The sequence below is a fragment of the Duganella sp. GW821-FHT07F09 genome, from assembly GCF_059418705.1.
Genome location: NZ_JBWKQJ010000015.1, coordinates 115,875 through 135,224, shown reverse-complemented (window position 1 = coordinate 135,224; position 19,350 = coordinate 115,875). Strand labels below are relative to the sequence as shown.

General features: G+C 61.1%; 16 protein-coding genes. 9 read left to right on the top strand and 7 right to left on the bottom strand.

Going from position 1 to position 19,350, the window contains the following annotated elements; genetic code table 11:
* Positions 1 to 112: 112 nt before the first annotated feature.
* Positions 113 to 1,384, bottom strand: coding sequence for a DUF1173 domain-containing protein (locus tag AC07P1_RS30145; RefSeq protein ID WP_494699288.1), 1,272 nt, complete (start codon positions 1,382 to 1,384; stop codon positions 113 to 115).
* 997 nt (positions 1,385 to 2,381) lie between these two features.
* Here AC07P1_RS30145 and AC07P1_RS30140 point away from each other — a divergent pair.
* Positions 2,382 to 2,642, top strand: coding sequence for a helix-turn-helix transcriptional regulator (locus tag AC07P1_RS30140; RefSeq protein ID WP_494699287.1), 261 nt, complete (start codon positions 2,382 to 2,384; stop codon positions 2,640 to 2,642).
* A 25-nt stretch (positions 2,643 to 2,667) separates the two neighbouring features.
* Here the strand turns inward: AC07P1_RS30140 and AC07P1_RS30135 are convergent, their stop codons facing one another.
* The 3 genes from AC07P1_RS30135 to guaB form a co-directional block, all read right to left on the bottom strand.
* On the bottom strand, positions 2,668 to 3,855 hold the full coding sequence (locus AC07P1_RS30135) for a tyrosine-type recombinase/integrase (protein ID WP_494699286.1): 1,188 nt from the start codon (positions 3,853 to 3,855) through the stop codon (positions 2,668 to 2,670).
* Positions 3,856 to 4,259: 404 nt separating this feature from the next.
* Entirely contained in the window at positions 4,260 to 5,870 is a 1,611-nt protein-coding gene (gene guaA, locus AC07P1_RS30130) for a glutamine-hydrolyzing GMP synthase (protein ID WP_494699285.1), read from the bottom strand.
* A 69-nt stretch (positions 5,871 to 5,939) separates the two neighbouring features.
* Positions 5,940 to 7,412, bottom strand: coding sequence for an IMP dehydrogenase (guaB, locus tag AC07P1_RS30125; RefSeq protein WP_494699284.1), 1,473 nt, complete (start codon positions 7,410 to 7,412; stop codon positions 5,940 to 5,942).
* A 224-nt stretch (positions 7,413 to 7,636) separates the two neighbouring features.
* On the opposite strand from guaB, the gene AC07P1_RS30120 reads away from it, so the two are divergent.
* The 7 genes from AC07P1_RS30120 (at position 7,637) to AC07P1_RS30090 (ending at position 17,111) form a co-directional block, all read left to right on the top strand.
* Positions 7,637 to 8,344 carry a hypothetical protein gene (locus AC07P1_RS30120; protein ID WP_494699283.1) on the top strand — a complete coding sequence of 236 codons (708 nt, stop codon included), beginning with the start codon at positions 7,637 to 7,639 and terminating at the stop codon, positions 8,342 to 8,344.
* 139 nt (positions 8,345 to 8,483) lie between these two features.
* Entirely contained in the window at positions 8,484 to 9,035 is a 552-nt protein-coding gene (locus AC07P1_RS30115; RefSeq protein ID WP_494699282.1) for a DUF4124 domain-containing protein, read from the top strand.
* Between the two features lie 73 nt (positions 9,036 to 9,108).
* The gene (gene gntR / locus AC07P1_RS30110; RefSeq protein WP_494699281.1) at positions 9,109 to 10,137 is read left to right on the top strand and encodes an HTH-type transcriptional regulator GntR; all 1,029 of its coding nucleotides are present in this window, start codon (positions 9,109 to 9,111) and stop codon (positions 10,135 to 10,137) included.
* A 147-nt stretch (positions 10,138 to 10,284) separates the two neighbouring features.
* Positions 10,285 to 10,809 carry a gluconokinase gene (locus AC07P1_RS30105; protein ID WP_494699280.1) on the top strand — a complete coding sequence of 175 codons (525 nt, stop codon included), beginning with the start codon at positions 10,285 to 10,287 and terminating at the stop codon, positions 10,807 to 10,809.
* A gap of 246 nt (positions 10,810 to 11,055) precedes the next feature.
* Positions 11,056 to 12,402, top strand: coding sequence for an MFS transporter (locus AC07P1_RS30100; protein WP_494699279.1), 1,347 nt, complete (start codon positions 11,056 to 11,058; stop codon positions 12,400 to 12,402).
* A gap of 38 nt (positions 12,403 to 12,440) precedes the next feature.
* A complete protein-coding gene (locus AC07P1_RS30095) occupies positions 12,441 to 14,819 on the top strand; it encodes a GH36-type glycosyl hydrolase domain-containing protein (RefSeq protein WP_494699278.1) in 2,379 nt (792 codons plus the stop codon).
* Positions 14,820 to 14,846: 27 nt separating this feature from the next.
* Positions 14,847 to 17,111 carry a glycoside hydrolase family 3 C-terminal domain-containing protein gene (locus AC07P1_RS30090; RefSeq protein WP_494699277.1) on the top strand — a complete coding sequence of 755 codons (2,265 nt, stop codon included), beginning with the start codon at positions 14,847 to 14,849 and terminating at the stop codon, positions 17,109 to 17,111.
* A 51-nt stretch (positions 17,112 to 17,162) separates the two neighbouring features.
* Here the strand turns inward: AC07P1_RS30090 and AC07P1_RS30085 are convergent, their stop codons facing one another.
* The 3 genes from AC07P1_RS30085 to AC07P1_RS30075 form a co-directional block, all read right to left on the bottom strand.
* Positions 17,163 to 17,837, bottom strand: a complete 675-nt coding sequence (locus AC07P1_RS30085) for a hypothetical protein (RefSeq protein WP_494699276.1) — start codon at positions 17,835 to 17,837, stop codon at positions 17,163 to 17,165.
* A gap of 130 nt (positions 17,838 to 17,967) precedes the next feature.
* Positions 17,968 to 18,252, bottom strand: coding sequence for an RnfH family protein (locus AC07P1_RS30080; RefSeq protein WP_494699275.1), 285 nt, complete (start codon positions 18,250 to 18,252; stop codon positions 17,968 to 17,970).
* Positions 18,242 to 18,676, bottom strand: a complete 435-nt coding sequence (locus AC07P1_RS30075) for a type II toxin-antitoxin system RatA family toxin (RefSeq protein WP_494699274.1) — start codon at positions 18,674 to 18,676, stop codon at positions 18,242 to 18,244. The genes AC07P1_RS30080 and AC07P1_RS30075 overlap by 11 nt, the downstream gene beginning before the upstream one ends.
* A gap of 99 nt (positions 18,677 to 18,775) precedes the next feature.
* Here AC07P1_RS30075 and smpB point away from each other — a divergent pair, with 99 nt between their 5' ends.
* Positions 18,776 to 19,225, top strand: a complete 450-nt coding sequence (smpB, locus tag AC07P1_RS30070; protein ID WP_090313823.1) for an SsrA-binding protein SmpB — start codon at positions 18,776 to 18,778, stop codon at positions 19,223 to 19,225.
* Positions 19,226 to 19,350: the final 125 nt, after the last annotated feature.

Genomic DNA, 19,350 nt, shown 5'->3' with positions numbered 1-19,350 from the left:
TGGAAAGGAGCCACTATTTTGACAGCTTACAGATCACTTGGGCCACTGCGGCGGCGATTAAATCAGCGCTTCCCTAGCAAAATGTTACCAGTCTCAAGCCGGCTCCCGGAGATTAATTGACGGGCCTGGGCGTCGAGCCGGCGGACGAACGTATCGTAGCTTGCGATTTAAGCAGACTGTCAATATGCTCGGACAACGGAAAATTCGGCATTGTCCCGGTGGCCGGATCCCAAGTCCATGACGCCAGTTTGCTGTCACGCTTCAGACGATCCAGATCCCGGTCGAAGCCGGCCGATTTATCAGCGGACACAACGTACAACGCGACAGGAGACGCCGTATCGACCAGGACAGCGCTGGCTATGACCTTATCAACCGCGAGGTTGTAACGCAACCCCTTCTCAAACTGACGCTTTTCCGCAACCAGCCGGTCAACCAACGATTTCTCGGCGCCACTCTCGATTGGTATCCACTGTTCGGTGGTAAGCATAAGCGTAATCGCTTCGATGGCTGGGATGCCGTTCGAGCTAACGCTAAAGGTACCAAGCGCGACGAGACGAACGTCGTTCATCGCGCTCCACATTTCAAGCTCGCCCGCGAAGCGCGTCGCAAGTCGCTTGGCTATGTCTTCATGCAATAGGAATGCGCACTCCGGAACGTGCTTAACGATCAACTTCTTGCCAAAGCGCGCCTCGCCGATTTCCTTAACTTCGGCCAACAACAGCATGAATTGGCCAATGCCACTGTCGGATTTTCCTGCCTGCTTGAACAGGGCCGCGCGGCGCCTCTGAATTGCGTCCTTCTGCTCAACAGTGAAAGGCTCAGGGATGTATAGCAGGTCGCTCAGGCGTGCATTCTTGACGACCTTATCTTGCGCAGCCGCCATCAAGTGCTTTCTAATAACTGGCCAAGAACGCTTACCTGCCATCGCCGGAAACCATTTATGGAACCCCGCCTCGCTCCAGAGGAAGTGCAAGACGCTACGCAGCGTCAACTTCGCGCCATCGGTGCGTACCTGGTCTGCCACATGTCCGCAGGCGGCCTGTCCCCGCCCGCTCCCGCCCTTTCGGGACATGGAGAAGTCGAACTTCAGGGACGTGGTACCATCATCTGGATTGGTCTGAATCGCTGTTCCCATCACCTCGCCCATGCCTGACAACTCAAGCGGCGACTCATAAGACGGACACACCAACTGGTGAGAACTTCCGCTGTCGGGCATCCTCTTGATGACGTAGCGCTCGCCTGCGCGCGCTACGTACATTTCGACACCTCTCGGTTGGCACATGCAAAGCGGGCGCGGCAGGACACCGTACGCCGACGCAACGATCTCGTCGAATATTGGATCATCGCGCGAGACAAACGTTCCAGAAAAGTCATAACTTGTCATATTCTGCCCCCACTTGCTGAAATTAGAAAGACCAGACTACAGATACAAGGTCGGTCTCTACAAGGTCGTCGTGTGACGAAGCCATTCAAATCGCTCAGTTCCGCCGCGTAGACTCTATGTAACTCCACTTCTTCACGCCGATCCTGATGTGCGTCAGAATATGGCAATCACCGGCAGATCTTTTTTATAGTGGATCTCATACAAAATACAACAAGCGCTTAACGTGACCACTTCATTACTCGGAAGAGTGCCTGTAAACAGGCAGTCCTCCCGGCTGCATGGAAGAGCTCAGCGGGTTGGGATCTATATTTCCTCATGGCTGCCGTCCCACTCCGCGCCCACCAGTTCATGATCTGCATCACAGGCCATCACCACAGAGGGTGTATTTTGTACTTAGGCCATAAGACAAAATTTGAGTAGAATTTTCTTGAGCTCTCACACTATTCTTCAACTACAGATTAGAGCAATTCCGGAGGGGAAAATGAGTGAACGTACCTTACACCTCATGAGTCCAGCGCGTTTCGATAACGTGGCAGCGATTGTCGGTGACCGTATTGCCCTGCAGGGCTTGCACCACGCCTTGGCCATGGCGCTATGCAGCGGGTCAGGCGGCGCCTACGTGTTCAGTTCGGATGGAGAGGGTTACTCAATTGCCGTAGCGTTGGAACCCGATATGCAATTCGTGCACACCAGTTACTCCTTAGAACCAGAGCCGCTACGCTCGTTGCGCGAAACGGTGCCCTTACGGGCCGTGAAGAATTTTTGCCCAGCGCTAGGGAAAGCCCTTCAAGACCGGCAAACCTTAGCCGAGCCATTCGCATCCGCTAGGGATGACTGCGCCAATCAACATAGACTACCCACCGATCGCGTGCCGGTGAGGCGGGCCGTGGACATCTGAAACTGGAGCCGTCAACAAGTAGCTAATATCGCGGTCCTGCGCTGCTGGCAGCGCAGGTATTCTTATAGCAGGACAAACTCTTTACATCGGCAACATACAATGAGCCTCCGCCCTCTTACACCCGTAGATCTGACGACGCCAGGACGCGTGCTCATAAAGCGGAAACAATTACTGCAGAAGGTCCCACTATCGGAACGCACCATACTTGACATGGAGAAGCGTGGTGAATTTCCAAGGCGGTTCACAATCAGTCAGAGCTTGGTTGCTTGGGATCTGGACGAGATCGATGCGTGGATTGAAGCGAAAAAAAAAGCTGGGGCTCAAGCCGATGCACCAGCCGTGAAGAACCGACAGCGCTAATGGATGTCCAACTATCTCGCGAAACTTAGTGGCTCCACGTATCAATCATATCCGCCCACTTCTGTAACATGTCCCGTCGCTGTTCCGCATACTCCGCCTTGTTATATACAGCCCTAACCCCCTTTTGCTCATGAGCCAGACACTTCTCTATCCAGTCAGTGTTGAAGCCCGCCTCATGCAGCAGTGTCGACGCGGTGCGCCGCAGGTCATGTGGCGAAAAGCTATCCAACTCGCAGCCATCGTTACGAGCATTCTGGGCAACTGACGCGAGCACAACGTTCAAAGTTGCCGCACTCATCGGCCTGTCAGGGTCGTATCTAGAGGGTAGGACATATCGTGAGCCGCCGGCGCAAGTCTTGAAAGCAATCAAAATATCCATGGCCTGGCGAGACAAATACAAGTTATGCGGATTTCTCCGTTTCATGCGCGCTCCGGGAATCGTCCATAACGCTTTTTCAAAATCGAATTCTGACCAAGTTGCTTCAGTCAATTCAGACTTACGGACCATCGTCAAAAGAAGCATCTTGCACGCCAAGCGCAGATGAGCAGCGCATGGTGTGTGGTCCAAATACTTGTAGAATATTTTGATCTCTGCGGGCGTCAGGGTACGGTCTCTAGGCTCGAACGTCGCGATGGAGGATGGTGGCACCTGATCCGCAGGATTGGGGTGTTTTTCTCCGCGAGACTCAGCATAGCGGAACACCATCATGACAATCTCGCGCGCGTGCACGGCAACTGCTGGCGCTTGCCGTGCCACGATCTTGTCGCACAGGTCACGCAGTAGGCCCGGGCTGATCTCTGACAATAGTAGCGAACCGAATGCACCTTTGAGATCACGTTCGTAGGTCCAGCGCCGCATCGCGCGCGTTGATTCGGCCATCTTGTATTTCTCAAGCCACCTTTCTGCCCAAACAGAAAACGATTCCTGCGCCTTCCGCTGCTGGGATAGCTGCTGCTTTTGACGGGCTGGCGAATGGCCTTCACTGACGGCCTTGCGTGCCACTGCAAGCGCCTCCCGCGCCTCCCGTAGGCTCATGCCGCCCACCCCATAGCGCCCCAGCGTTACGGTCTCCTGCCGCCCGTTAAGGCGATAGTTGTATCGGAAGGAAATGCCTCCGGAACGAGTCACCGTCACATACATGCCGTCACGGTCGGCGACTTTATAGTCGCGCTCCGCAGCCTTTAGCGATTTCAGCTTTGCATCCGTCAGCATTTGAGCTCCAACGTATACCATCAGATTCAATTTTTCTGATTATTAATCAGGGACTTAAGGCTCTTCGTTGATAGACGTTAGACAGCCATTGCTACCTAAAATTCAAGAAAAATACCATCAAGCGCAGACCCTAATTCACCCTTTGAAATACCCTTTTAAACCAATTGCTTACGTCGAAAAACACCATCACAAATACCATCACATCGCAAGAGCACATGATGGTATCTGTTGGCACCAATCATGATTCAGAACTGGCGATACCATCATGACTACCATCAAAAGAATCCGCTCGCCGTTGCTCGTGTTTGCCAGACCTCGCCAGCCAAAATGAAAAAAGCCCCTGAAAATCAGGGGCTTAGTCTCATCCATTTACCCGGCGTTGCCAACGGCTGCCGGGCTAAAGATCATTCCCACTCGATCGTCGCCGGCGGTTTGCCCGAGATGTCGTACACCACCCGGTTAATCCCGCGCACCTCGTTGATGATGCGGTTCGACACCTTGCCCAGCAGCGCGTGCGGCAGGTGCGCCCAGTGCGCGGTCATGAAGTCCTGCGTCTGCACCGCGCGCAGCGCGACGACGTATTCATACGTGCGGCCATCGCCCATCACGCCCACCGATTTAACCGGCAGGAACACCGCGAACGCCTGGCTGGTCGCTTCGTACCAGTTGGTCGGCACGCTGTCCTGATCGAAGCCCGGCACCACCACCGCCTCGTACGGCGTGTTGCGCAGCTCTTCGATGAAAATGGCGTCGGCGCGGCGCAGCAGGTCGGCGAAGTCCTTCTTCACTTCGCCGAGGATGCGCACGCCCAGGCCAGGACCAGGGAACGGATGACGATAAACCATGTCATGCGGCAGGCCCAGCGCGACGCCCAGCTTGCGCACCTCGTCCTTGAACAGTTCGCGCAGCGGCTCGAGCAGCTTGAGCTTCATGGTCTCCGGCAGGCCGCCGACGTTGTGGTGGCTCTTGATGGTCTGGCCCTTCTTGCCCTTGCCGGCCGATTCGATCACGTCCGGGTAGATGGTGCCCTGCGCCAGCCATTTGGCGTTGACCAGCTTGCCCGATTCGACCTGGAACACTTCGACGAATTCGCGGCCGATGATCTTGCGCTTTTGTTCCGGGTCGGCCACGCCGGCCAGGTGGCCCATGAACTGGTCCTCGGCGTCGACGCGGATCACCTTGACGCCCAGGTTCTTGGCGAACATGTCCATGACCATCTGGCCTTCGTTCAGGCGCAGCAGGCCGTGGTCGACGAACACGCAGGTCAGCTGGTCGCCGATGGCGCGGTGGATCAGCGCGGCGGCCACGGACGAATCGACGCCGCCGGACAGGCCGAGGATGACCTCGTCGGTGCCCACTTGCGCGCGGATTTTCTCGACCGCTTCCGAGATGTAGTCCGGCATGTTCCAGTCCGATTTGCAGCCGCAGATCTCGTGCACGAAGCGGCCCAGCATGGCCTTGCCCTGCACCGTGTGGGTCACTTCCGGGTGCCATTGCACGCCGTAGAAATGCTTCTCTTCGTTCGCCATGGCGGCGATCGGGCAGCTAGGCGTATTGCCCATCAGGACGAAGCCCGGCGGCATTTCCAGCACCTTGTCGCCGTGGCTCATCCACACCTTCAGCATCCCGTGGCCTTCGTCGGTGACGAAGTCGTTGATGCCGTCGAGCAGTTTGGTGTGGCTGCGCGCGCGCACCTCGGCGTAGCCGAATTCGCGCACCAGGCCGTTTTCCACTTTACCGCCCAGCTGCGCGGCCATCGTCTGCATGCCGTAGCAGATCCCCAGCACCGGCACGCCCAGCTCGAACACGGCTTGCGGCGCGCGCGGCGAGTCGCCGTCCAACGTGGAGTTGTGGCTGCCCGACAGGATTACGCCGGCGGCGCCGTAGTTGCGCACGAATTCGTCGCTGACGTCGTACGGAAACACCTCGGAGAACACGCCGGAATCGCGCACGCGGCGGGCGATCAGTTGGGTGACTTGGGAGCCGAAATCGAGAATGAGGATTTTAGAATGCATGGATATCTACAGAAGAGGTCTGGAATGGAAAAACGCCGGCTTACTGGAAGCCGGCGTTGCAAGGACTGGTTAGTCGCCGGAACGGTAGTTCGGCGCTTCCTTGGTGATTTGCACGTCGTGCACATGCGATTCGCGCATGCCGGCCGAGGTGATTTCGACGAACTCGGCTTTGTTGCGCAGTTCGTCGATGGTGGCGCAGCCGCAGTAACCCATCGATTGACGCACGCCGCCGACCAGCTGGAAGATGATCGCCAGCACGCTGCCCTTGTAGGCGACGCGGCCTTCGATACCTTCGGGCACGAACTTGTCGGCCTTCATCGTGGCGTCCTGGAAGTAGCGGTCGGCCGAACCGTCCGACATCGCGCCCAGCGAACCCATGCCGCGATACGATTTGTACGAGCGGCCCTGGTACAGGATCACTTCGCCCGGCGCCTCTTCGGTGCCCGCGAACATCGAACCCATCATCACGGTCGACGCGCCGGCGGCCAGCGCCTTGGAAATGTCGCCCGAGAAGCGGATGCCGCCGTCGGCGATACATGGCACGCCGGTACCTTCCAATGCTTCGGCGACATTGGAGATGGCGGTGATCTGCGGCACGCCGACGCCGGCGACGATACGGGTGGTGCAGATCGAGCCCGGGCCGATGCCGACCTTGACCGCGTCGGCGCCGTATTCGACCAGCGCCTTGGCGGCGGCGGCGGTGGCGATGTTGCCGCCGATGACGTCCACGTGCGGGAACTTGGTCTTGATCCATTTCACGCGGTCGAGGATGCCCTGCGAGTGGCCGTGGGCGGTGTCGACCACCAGCACGTCGACGCCTGCGGCGACCAGCAGCTCGATGCGTTCCTCGTCCTTGGCGCCGACGCCGACGGCGGCGCCGACCAGCAGCTTGCCTTGCGAATCCTTCGACGCCAGCGGGTGCTCGGTCGATTTCTGGATGTCCTTGACGGTGATCAGGCCGCGCAGTTCGAACGCGTCGTTGACGACCAGCACGCGCTCGAGGCGGTGCTTGTTCATCAGGCGCTTGGCTTCGTCACGGTCGGCGCCATCGCCGCTTTCCTTGATGAACACCAGCTTTTCGCGCGGGGTCATCTTGGCGCGCGCTTCGGCGTCCAGTTCCTGTTCAAAACGCAGGTCGCGGTTGGTGATGATGCCGACCACTTCCTTGCCTTCGACCACCGGGAAGCCGGAGATGCCGTACTGCTCGGTCAGTTTGATGACGTCGCGGATTTTCATCGTCGGCGGGATCGTGATCGGATCGCGCAGCACGCCGGCCTCGAAACGCTTGACCTTGGCCACTTCGCGCGCCTGGTCCTTCGGATTCAAATTCTTGTGGATGATGCCGATGCCGCCCTCTTGCGCCATGGCGATCGCCAGACGACCTTCGGTCACGGTGTCCATCGCCGCCGACAGCAGCGGAATATTCAACGTGATATTGCGGGTCAGACGAGTTTTGAGGGACGTATCGGCAGGCAGAACATTCGAGTACGCTGGGACGAGAAGCACGTCATCGAACGTGAGTGCTTTTTGGAGAAGACGCATAGCAATTCCTATAGGCGCAAAAGCAGATTATACAGAAAAAGCGGTGTTCTGTCTGGAACTTCTCCCCGCGCCCTTCGCCGCCCATATAATTATTTTAACAATGTTACATTTTGAGAGTTTGCTCGTTTGACAAACTAGGTATAGTGCCGCCGACTCTTGGTTATTTAATATCAATCAGGGGCGGACAATCCAATCATACAAGGGTGTATATGAAAAAATCGATCATGAAGTTGTTTTCCGCGGCGGCGCTGATTGTCGCGACAGCGGCTCCGGCCATTGCCGACACCGCCCAAGGCGCCGACGTCGACGTCTGGTTCTCCGGCTTCAACCTTGTTTCAAACAGCGGCAACACGTTCACCTTTGCCAGCGGCCCGTATGTCGAAGACGGCATTCCAAACCACACCTCTTTCAAACACGCGTTCGACGTCACCGCGCACGAGGGCAAAGTCCTCACGGGCAAACTGAGCTTCACAATGGAAGTGCAATACCAGTTGGAGACGCCGCCCGGCCCATGGCCTTACGATGGCACCTACAACGCGTACGCGCGCGCCAGCATCGACGTGCTGTCGCCGTACTGCGACAGTTGCGGACCGTATGCCGCCGACCTGGTCGGCAACGCCCAAGGTAGCGCCAGCAGCGCGCCCACCACCGCGCCGACGAGCGGCACTTTGTCGTTCAGCTCCAATGCGAGCGAGGCCAGCGGCAGCTATGATCGCCTCATCGCCTATATGTTCTACAGCCTGGACACGAATCCCGCCTATGGTTCGATGAGCATCACCGCGTTGACGGTGTCGTTCGACACGGCGCCTGCCGTGAGCCCTGTGCCTGAGCTGCCACCGTTCGCCATGATGGGCGCGGGCTTGGCCGCTCTCGGCCTTTGCGCGCGTTTCAAAGGCCGCAAGAAGGCAGCCGACGCGGCACTGGCGGCATAAGCAGCAGGCTGGCTTAACACGCCGGCAGTATGAAAGGTGGCGTCGACACCGGTCGACGCCACCCGGCGCCTCACACGACATCGGTTGACACCCGGGCCGAATCATGGCGAAATCAGCTCCATAGTTACCGGAGCGCACCATGGACCACCTTCGCAGTACGCGCCGAGCGCACTTCCCGCTCGCCAAATCTTCCGCCCTGCTGCTCGTGCTGGCGCTGGGCCTGCCGCGCGCGGCACTCGCGCAGTACATCTGGATCGATGACAAGGGCGTCAAGCAATTGTCGGACCGCCCGCCTCCGCCGTCGGTGCCCGAAAAGCGCATTTTGAAGGCGCCGGGCAAGGTCCCGTTCAACCCCAACGCCGCACCGCCGGAAGCCGATACGCCGCCGGCGGCCGCCACCCCGGCGACCGACGCCGGAGCCAAGCCCCCTCCCACACTGGCCGAACGCAACGATGCCTTCAACAAGCGCCGCGCCGACGCCGCCGCCGCCGAACGCAAAACCGCCGAGGAAGCGCAACAAAAAGCCGACGCCGCCGCCAACTGCGAGGCCGCGCGGCAAAACCAGCGGGCGCTGGACCAGGGCATGCGCATGGTCAATGTCGATAAAAACGGCGAGCGCGCCGTCCTGAGCGACCAGGAGCGCGCCGAAATGGGTAAAAAGAATCAAAAAGTGTTGGCTGGCTGCCAATAAGCACTTTCCCCCTCTCCCTTTCGGCGTAAGCTGCCGTATGATATCGCTATCAATACCACTATAAGTATTACTGATGACGAAATCACAAGCGGGCAGAAGCCGCGCCAGCGGCCGCATCACTCTGGCGATGGTGGCCAAACATGCCGGCGTGGCGACCATGACCGCGTCGCGCGCGATCACCCAGCCGGACATGGTGTCGCAGGCGCTGCGCGACCGGGTCGACAAGGCGGTCATCGAACTGGGCTACGTGCCCAACCGCGCCGCCCGCGCGCTGGCCTCGTCGCAGTCGAAGGTGATCGCGGTGCTGGTGCCGTCGCTGTCGAACGCCGTGTTCACGGAAGTGCTGGCCGGCATCCAGGACGCGCTCGACGCCGACGACTATCAAATCCTGATCGGCAACACCCGCTATTCGGACCAGGAGGAGGAAAAGCTGATCGGCACTTACCTGCAGTCGAATCCGGACGGCATGCTGTTGTCGGGCCTGTCGCACAGCGACCGGGTGCAGCAGATCCTGACCAACTCGCGCGTGCCGGTGGTGTCGATGATGGACATGTCCACCGACCCGGCCCAGCTGACGGTGGGCTTTTCGCAGTTCCAGGCGGGCCAGGCGATGACGCGCTATCTGCTCGACAAGGGCCACAAGCGCATCGGCTTCATCGGCGCCCAGCTCGACGAGCGGACCCTGCGCCGCGCCGAGGGCTACCGCCAGGCCATGAACGAGGCCGGCCTGGCCGACGTCCGTCTGGAGGTCATGGTGGCGGAGCCGTCGACCATCGCGCTGGGCGCGGAGCTGCTGGGGCGCATGCTGGCCCAGGCGCCCGACTGCGACGCCATCTTCTGCTGCAACGACGACTTGGCGCACGGCGCCATCTATCAATGCCAGCGGCGCGGCATCTCGGTGCCGACCCAGCTGGCGATCTGCGGCTTCAACGACCTGCCGGCGTCGGCGTGGATGAATCCGTCGCTGACCACCATCGGCACGCCGCGCTACCGCATCGGCTTCGAGGCGGCCACCCTGCTGCGCGCGGTGATCAAGGGCGAGGTGCCGCCGACGCGCCAGATCGACCTGGGCTTCACGCTGATGGCGCGGGAAAGCGCCTGAGCCCTGGCAGCCCGCCAGCCGCGTCGCGGTAATGCGGGGCGCGATAGATTCGCGCATTGATGCGGCGCACCATAGATTCTTGTTTACAAATCGCGGCAAAAGCTTACACTACAAACAATCTGTTAGCGCTAACATCACTATACGAATATGAGTAATCAAACAACGCAGGTCCGCTGGGTCGTCATGGGCGTGAGCGGCTGCGGCAAAAGCTCGGTCGGGCTGCAACTGGCCACCGCGCTGGGCGCGCCATACCTGGAGGGCGACGCCTATCACTCGTATGCGAACGTCGCCAAGATGTCGGCCGGCATGGCGCTGACCGACGGCGACCGCGCCGATTGGCTGAAGGCGCTGCACGCCGAGATCATCGCGGCGCGCGACCGCCAGGCCGGCCTGGTGCTGTCGTGCTCGGCCCTGAAGCGCCGCTACCGCGACCTGCTGCGCGGCGCCGACCCGCAACTGCGTTTTGCCCATCTGCACGGGCCGCGCGAATTGATCGCCTCGCGCATGGCGGCGCGCGCCGGACACTACATGCCGACCTCGCTGCTGGACAGCCAGTTGGCATCGCTGGAACCGCTGCAGGCCGACGAAGCCGGCATCGTGCTCGACATCAGCAAGGCCCCTTCCGAGCTGGTGCGGGAGATTTTAAAAACAACCAAGCAGGAGACACGATGACATCCGCCACAGTTACCGCTACCAGCGTTACCCCCAAATTCGCGCCGCCAGCCCCCGGCTGACGGCCGCAAACCGAGCTCTCTCGGGGCGGCGTCTCCCTCTGACCCGTGCGCAAGCATGCGCGCCCGTGCACGGCATCAGCGATCCGCCCTGTTCGGGCAGTGGAGTTCCGGCTTCACTGCCTGTTTTTACATGTGCAAGAATCGACGGCATCAGACTGTCATCGACCGTTAAAACAAGGCGACTGTGAATAAACAACTGACCTGGCGTGAAAAGATCAGCTACGGCATCGCCGATATGGGCTTCAATTTTTATTGGACCAATATCGCCACCTTCCTGCTGATCTACTACACCGACGTGTTCGGCATCTCGGCCGGTGCGGCGGCGTCGATGATGTTTACGATCAAAATCATCAACGCCTTCACCGACCCGATGATCGGCGCCGCCGCCGACCGCACCACCACCCGCTTCGGCAAGTTCCGCCCCTACCTGGTATGGGTGCCGGTGCCGCTGGCCTGCGCCGCCATCCTCACCTACACCACGCCGGACCTGGGCGAGGACGGCAAGATCATCTGGGCCTACGGCACCTATCTGCTGATGATGGTCTGCTACACCTGCATCAACATCCCCTACAACGCGTTGTCCGGCGTGCTGTCGGCCGATCCGCAGGAACGCTCCACCGTCAACGGCCTGCGCTTCATCTTCGCCTTCGCCGGCGGCACCCTGGTCACCGCCGCCACGCCGGCGATGGTGTCGTGGCTGGGCGCCGGCGACGACAAACTGGGTTGGCAGTTGACGATGCTGGTGTGGAGCGTGTTCGCCTCCGGCCTGTTCGTGCTGACCTTCCTGAACACGCGCGAACGCATCGCGCCGGCGCCCTCGCAAAAATCCAACGTCGCGCAGGACATCCGCGACCTGTCGCAGAACCGGCCGTGGGTGGTGCTGTTCTTCCTGGCGCTGATCATCATGATCACGATCACCTTGCGCACCACCAGCGCGGCCTACTACTTCAAATATGTGGTGGGACGCCCGGAGCTGATGCAGGGCTTCGTGCCGGCATATATGATCTCGGCCGCCATCGGCGCCTCGATCACGCCCTTCCTCACCCGCTTCGTCGACAAGAAGAAGCTGATGATGATTTTGATGAGCGTGACCGCCGTGCTGTCGTCGGCCTTCTTCTTCGTGCCCAAGGACCAGGTCACGTTGATGTTCGCGCTGCAGATCGGCATGGGCCTGGCGCTGGGGCCGAAGTCGCCGCTGGCCTTCTCGATGTACGCCGACACCGCCGACTACAACGAATGGCGCACCGGCCGCCGCGCCACCGCGATGACCTTCGCCGCCGCCACCTTCTCGCAAAAGCTGGGCACCGCGATCGCGGTCGCGGTCATCGGCTCGCTGTTCACGCAGCTCGGCTATGTCGCCAACGCGGCGCAGTCGGTCGGCTCGCAGGCCGGCATCGTCTGGCTGATGTCGTTCATTCCGGCCGCCTTCGCGGCGCTGGCCGTCGCGGTCATGTTCTTCTATAACCTGGATAACACCAAGCTGGTGCAGATCCAGGCCGAGCTGGAAGAACGCAAAGCCAAACCCGCATAACTTAACACCTCATTCAGCTTTAATACGGAGACCGTCTCATGCTACGCCCAACCCACAATGGCGACCGCTTCGAACTGACCAGCGCCACGGCCATGCCGCGCGCCGCCGGCTTCCTGTGGAACCAGAAAATGATGATCCAGGTGACCTGCCGTGGCTACGCGGTCGCCCAGTACATGCAGCCGGAACCCGCCAAGTACGCCTACGCGCCCAACCTGGAGGCCAAGACCTTCATGCAACCGGAGCAGAACTACTACGCCCATCACCCGGGCCGCTTCTTCTATATCAAGGACGAGGAAACGGGCGAGTTGTTCTCGGCGCCGTACGAGCCGGTGCGCACGCCGGTCGACAGCTTCAATTTCTCGGTCGGCAAAAGCGACATCGAATGGACCATCGAGCACCTGGGCCTGAGGATCGAACTGACATTGAGCATTCCGACCACCGACGTGGTGGAACTGTGGTCGCTGCGCGTGACCAATCTGTCGGGCCGCGCGCGCAAGCTCAGTGTCTATCCCTACTTCCCGATCGGTTACATGTCGTGGATGAACCAGTCGGGCGAGTATCGCGAGGATCTGGGCGGCGTGGTGGCAAGCAGCGTGACACCGTATCAAAAGGTCACCGACTACTTCAAGCAGAAGGATTTCAAGGACAAGACCTACTTCCTGTGCGAGCAGGCGCCGGTGGCGTGGGAGGTGCAGCAGCAGGCGTTCGAGGGCGAAGGCGGCCTGCATTATCCGAGCGCGATCCAGGAGCCGTTGCTGGTCAACGGCGACGCGCGCTACGAGACGCCGGCCGCCGTGGTGCAATACCGCCTGGCGCTGGCGGAGGGCCAGGCGCAGGATTACCGCTTCATCTTCGGCCCGGCCTTCGACGATGCCGAAATCATCGCCATGCGCGAAAAATACCTGGGCGCCTCCGCCTTCGACGCCGCCCGCAAGGACTACGCCGACTATATCGCCGGCGGACGCGGATGCCTGCGCATCGAGACGCCCGACAAGGAGCTAGATAATTTCGTCAACAACTGGCTGCCGCGCCAAGTGTTCTACCACGGCGACGTCAATCGCCTCAGCACCGATCCGCAGACCCGCAACTACCTGCAGGACAATATGGGCATGAGCTTCATCAAGCCCGGCGTGATGCGCCATGCCTTCCTGCACGCGCTGTCGCAGCAGGAGGCCAGCGGCGCGATGCCGGACGGGATCTTGCTGGCCGAGGGCGCGGAGCTCAAATACATCAACCAGGTGCCGCACACCGACCATTGCGTGTGGCTGCCGGTGGCGCTGAAGGTGTATCTGGACGAAACGGGCGACTACGACATTCTCAACGAGGACGTGGTCGGCCACGACAGCGGGGTCGCCCTTACCGTCTCCGAGCGCATGAGTAGCGCCATGGACTGGCTGCTGCAGGCGCGCGACCAGCGCGGCTTGAGCTACATCGCCCAGGGCGACTGGTGCGATCCGATGAACATGGTCGGCTACAAGGGGCGCGGCGTGTCGGGCTGGCTGACCGTGGCCACCGCCTACGCGCTGAACCTGTGGGCGGAGATTTGCGAGAAAAGCGGCGCCAGCGCCTCGCTGGCCGAAAGCGCGAAGCACTTCCGCGCCGGCGCCGTGGCGGTCAACCGCGCGGCCAACGAACACCTGTGGGACGGCGACTGGTACGCGCGCGGCATCACCGACGACAACGTCACCTTCGGCATCAGCAAGGACAAGGAAGGCCGCATCTATCTGAACCCACAGGCGTGGGCGATGCTAGGCGGCGCGGCAGATGCCGGCAAACGCGCGGCGATGATGGCGCAGATCGAGGAGCAACTGGATACGCCGTACGGCGTGGCGATGTTCGCGCCGCCCTACAGCGCCATGCGCGACGATGTAGGCCGCGTGACGCAAAAACACCCCGGTTCGGCGGAAAACGGCGCGGTCTACAACCACGCATCGATTTTCTACATCTACAGCCTGTACACGGTCGGCGAAGGCGACCGCGCCTACAAACTGCTGCGCCAGATGATCCCCGGCCCGAGCGAGGCCGATTATCTGCAGCGCGGCCAACTGCCGGTGTTCATCCCCAACTACTATCGCGGCGCGTACCACCAATATCCGCGCACGGCGGGCCGCTCCAGCCAGTTGTTCAACACCGGCACCGTGTCGTGGGCCTACCGCTGCTTCATCGAAGGGCTGTGCGGCTTGAAAGGCGACAGCGACGGTTTGCTGGTCGATCCGCAACTGCCCAAGCACTGGGACGGCATCAAGGTCACACGCCAGTTCCGCTACGCGACCTTCGACGTGTCGATCCGCCGCGCCGACGTGGGCGAAATTCAGGTCACGCTGGACGGAAAACGATTGCCTGAACCGCGCGTGACCGGTATCGTTGCGGGTGGAGTATACGCGCTCGAGGTTTTAATCCCGCGCGCCGACCTATAAATCGAAATATAAGGACATAGCAATCGTATGAAGAAGCGTCTCTGGCTGTCACTGGCACTGGTTTATCCCCTCATGCTGTCTTCCACGTTAAGCGGAGCGGCCCATGCCGCCGACGCCAAGCGCCCATGGCTCGATAAAAAGCTGACGCCGGACGCCCGTGCCGAGCAACTGGTCAAGGCGATGACGCTGGATGAGAAAATCCAGACCGTGTTCGGCTACTTCTCCACCGATTTCGAATCCAAAAAACACGTCGCACCGAAGGAAGGCCGCAAGGATTCGGCCGGCTTCATCCCGGGTATCGAGCGTCTGGGCCTGCCGCCGCAATGGCAGGCCGACGCCGGCGTCGGCGTCGCCACCCAGGCGGCATCGAAAAAACCGTACCAGCGCACCTCCCTGCCCTCCGGCCTGGCCACGACGGCCACCTGGAATCCGGAACTGGCGTTCGCCGGCGGCGCGATGATCGGCAGCGAAGCGCGCAAGACGGGCTTCAACATCATGCTGGCGGGCGGCGTCAACCTGCTGCGCGAGCCGCGCAACGGCCGTAACTTCGAATACGGCGGCGAGGATCCGCTGCTGGCCGGCGTCATGGTCGGCGAGCAGATTCGCGGCGTGCAGTCGAACCATATGGTCTCGACCTTGAAGCACTTCGCCTTCAACGACCAGGAAACCAACCGCAATCACGTCAACGTCAAGATCGACGACACCGCCGGCCGCATGTCGGACCTGCTGGCGTTGCAGATCGCGATGGAGCGCGGCGATCCGGGTTCGGTGATGTGCGCGTACAACCGCGTCAACGGTTCCTATGCCTGCGAGAGCGACTACCTGCTGAACCAGGTGCTGAAGCAGGACTGGGGCTTCAAGGGCTACGTCATGTCCGACTGGGGCGCGACCCACTCCACCGTCCCCGCCGCGATGCACGGCCTCGATCAGCAATCGGGCCACCCGTTCGACAAATCGGCGTACTTCAACGAAGCGCTGAAGGAAGCGGTCGTCAACGGCCACGTGCCGCAGGCGCGCCTGGACGACATGGTCAAGCGCATCACCCGCGCCATGTTCGCCAACGGCTTGATCGAGCATCCGGTGGTCACCCCGACCACCGACGACGCGGGCATCGACTTCGCCGCCAACGGCAAGATCTCGCAAGCGGACGCCGAAGAGGCCATCGTCCTGCTCAAGAACAGCAACGACCTGCTGCCGCTCGGCGCCAACGTGCGCACCATCGCCATCATCGGCGGCCACGCCAACGTGGGCGTGCTGTCCGGCGGCGGCTCGGCCCAGGTCTATCCGGTCGGCCTGTCGCCGGTCGCCAACGAAGGCCCGGCCTTCTTCCCTGGTCCGATGGTCTACCACCGCTCGTCGCCGATGCAGGAGCTGAGCACGCGCACCAACGCCAGGGTGGTGTACAACGACGGCAAGGACGCCGCAGCCGCCGCCAAGCTGGCCGCGTCCAGCGACGTCGCCATCGTGTTCGGCAACCAGTGGATGGCCGAAGCCATCGACGCGCCGGACCTGAACCTGCCGAACAAGCAGGACGCGCTGATTTCGGCGGTGGCCAAGGCCAACGCCAAGACCATCGTGGTGCTGCAGACCGGCGGCCCGATCGTCATGCCGTGGCTGAACAACGTCGGCGCCGTGGTCGAAGCCTGGTATCCGGGCACCAGCGGCGGCGCGGCGATCGCGCGCGTGCTGACCGGCGAAGTCAATCCGTCGGGACGCCTGCCGGCCACCTTCCCGGCCTCGGTGGCGCAGTTGCCACGCCCGGTGATCGACGGCGACGCGGTGACCAAGGATGAAGCCATCATGGAAAAGGTCACCACCGACTACAACATCGAAGGCGCGGCCGTCGGCTACAAGTGGTTCGACCTGAAGGGCCACAAGCCGCTGTTCCCGTTCGGTTACGGCCTGTCGTACACCAGCTTCGCCTTTGCGGACCTGAGCGCGAACAAATCGACCGACGGCGCCGGCATCGACGTCACCTTCAACGTGCAAAACACCGGCAAGCGCGATGGCAAGGCGGTTGGACAGGTGTATCTGTCGCCTGCGGCCGGCGGCTGGGAAGCGCCGAAGCGCCTGGGCGGCTGGGACAAGGTGGCGGTGAAGGCCGGCGCCAGCGGCAAGGCCAAGGTGAAGATCGATCCGCGCCTGCTGGCCATGTACGACAGCGCCAGCAAGACCTGGAAGATCGCCGGCGGCGAGTACATCGTGACCCTGGCCGAATCGGCGGGCGCCAAGCCTGCGGCCACCGTCAAGGTGAAGCTGGACGCGCGTACGCTCAACATCAGCGGACGCTAAGCCGTCCCGCACGCGGCATCGCGGTTCACGCGATGCCGCGGTCCTCTTGCGTCATTTCTCTTTCCAGAACACGTCGACGGTGTCGACGCTGTTCTGGTTCCACGCCTGGACCTTGGCTTCGACGAAGGTGCCTTCCATATCGTCGCGCGGGGTGATGCTGGTGGCGTGATAGCGGAACTGCGCGCCGTGCTTTTCCTGCGCCAGCTGCTCCGCCTTCTTCTTTAAATCACTGTTCTGTCCTAGCTGTTTGCCGGTCAGCGCCAGCATCGACAGCGCCACGCCGATGGTCAGCGCCACGTTGATGGCGGGCTTCTTGCGGCCGGTGGTCTGGATCGCCGATTGCACCGGCTGGCGGCCTAACTGCTGCAACAGCCAGTACAACAGCGCGCAGAAGATCACCAGCGGCAGCGCCGCGCCGAAACGGGCCGCCGGCGCCAGGCGCAGTTCGGTCATGGTCAGGTCGAGCGGCTGCATCAGCGACATGGCGCCGCTGGCCACGGCCATCGGCAGCAGGATGGCGGCGATCCAGATCAGCGCGGTGGCGGCCTTGAGGCTGCCGCGCATCAGCAACACGCCGGCGATCACGGCGGGGATGGTCATGCTGTAGGAATAGCTGGCGCCGGTGGAAAGGCACCAGATCATATAGGCGATATCGACCGCGCCGACGACCAGCAATACGACGCCGGCCCGGTGCAGGATTTGTGGTGCGGTGTGTGTTTCGATCAATTTGGCTCCGCTATATTTTCGGTTGGCCAATATTGTAGCTTGTTATCCGCTACCTCTTTTTTAATTGCCGACCAGGGCTTGGATCACTCCACCGGCTAGCCGCACCGCCGACATGTGACCGCATACCCTGTCAGGCGGCGGCCTTGCGGCGGCGGCGCGCGTTCTTGGGATCGGCGATCAGCGGGCGGTAGATTTCGACGCGGTCGTGTTCGCGCAGCACCGTGTCCAGCGGCTTCTTCTTGGCGTAGATGCCGACCTGCATCGTGGTGAGGTCGATGCCGGGCACCTCGGCCAGCACGCCGCTGGCGGCGATGGCCTGCTCCAGCGTGGTGCCCGCGGGCACCCGCAGCGCGCGCAGAAACTGCACCGCGTCGCTGGCATAGCACACTTGCACGTCGATCAGTTCAGCCGCCATAGACGGTTTCCGCCCGTTTGCAGAAGGAGTCGACCATGCTGTTGGCGATCATGCCGAACACCGGCCCGACCAGCTTGTCCAGCAAGGTGCCGGAGAATTCATAGTGCATATCCAGTTCGATTTTACAGGCATCCTCGCGCAGCGCCTTGAACGTCCACACGCCATCCAGGCACTTGAAAGGACCGTCGACCAGCTTCATCTTGATGGTGGTCGGCGCCGTGTTCTCGTTGGAGGTCGTGAAGCTTTGCTTGACGCCATGGTAGTTGATGCCGATGCTGGCCACCACGACGTTGTCGCGGCGCTCGCGGATCTCGACGCCGCTGCACCACGGCAGAAATTTGGGATAGTCATCGATGTTGGCGACCAGGTCGAACATCTGCTGGGCGCTGTAACCGAGGAAAACTGATTTGTGCACTACTGCCATTGGCTAACCATTTGCTATGATGTTGAATTAGTCGCGTTTTTTGACGCGAAGCAGTAGTTTAACCGACCCGCACGGGTTTACAGCTGATTTACGAACCCCATGACCATAGCCGATAACAAAAAAGCCTTTTTTGACTACTTCATCGAGGACCGCTACGAAGCGGGCATCGTGCTCGAAGGCTGGGAAGTGAAGGCGATCCGCGACGCCCGCGTGCAGATCAAGGAGGCCTACGTCACCATCCGTGGCGACGAGCTGTTTCTGTTCGGCGCCCACATCAGCGCCCTGCCCACCGCGTCGACCCACATCAGCCCGGAAGCGGTGCGCACCCGCAAGCTGCTGCTGCACCGCCAGGAGATGGACAAGCTGATCAGCAAGGTCGAGCGCTCCGGCTACACGCTGGTGCCGCTCAACCTGCATTACAAGGGCGGCAGGGTCAAATGTGAAATCGGCCTGGCCAAGGGTAAAAAAATGCACGACAAGCGCGCCACCGAGAAGGATCGCGACGGCAAACGCGAGGTGGCGGCCGCGATGAAGACCCACAGCCGCTAAAACCGCCGAAACTGTTGCGCGCTCCGTACACAACCCGGTCCCGAACCGGGTTTTTTATCGCCTTGAGAATTTCTAATCGGAAACATCCATGCTAAACTGGACGCTGGATGATTTTACATTCGGCG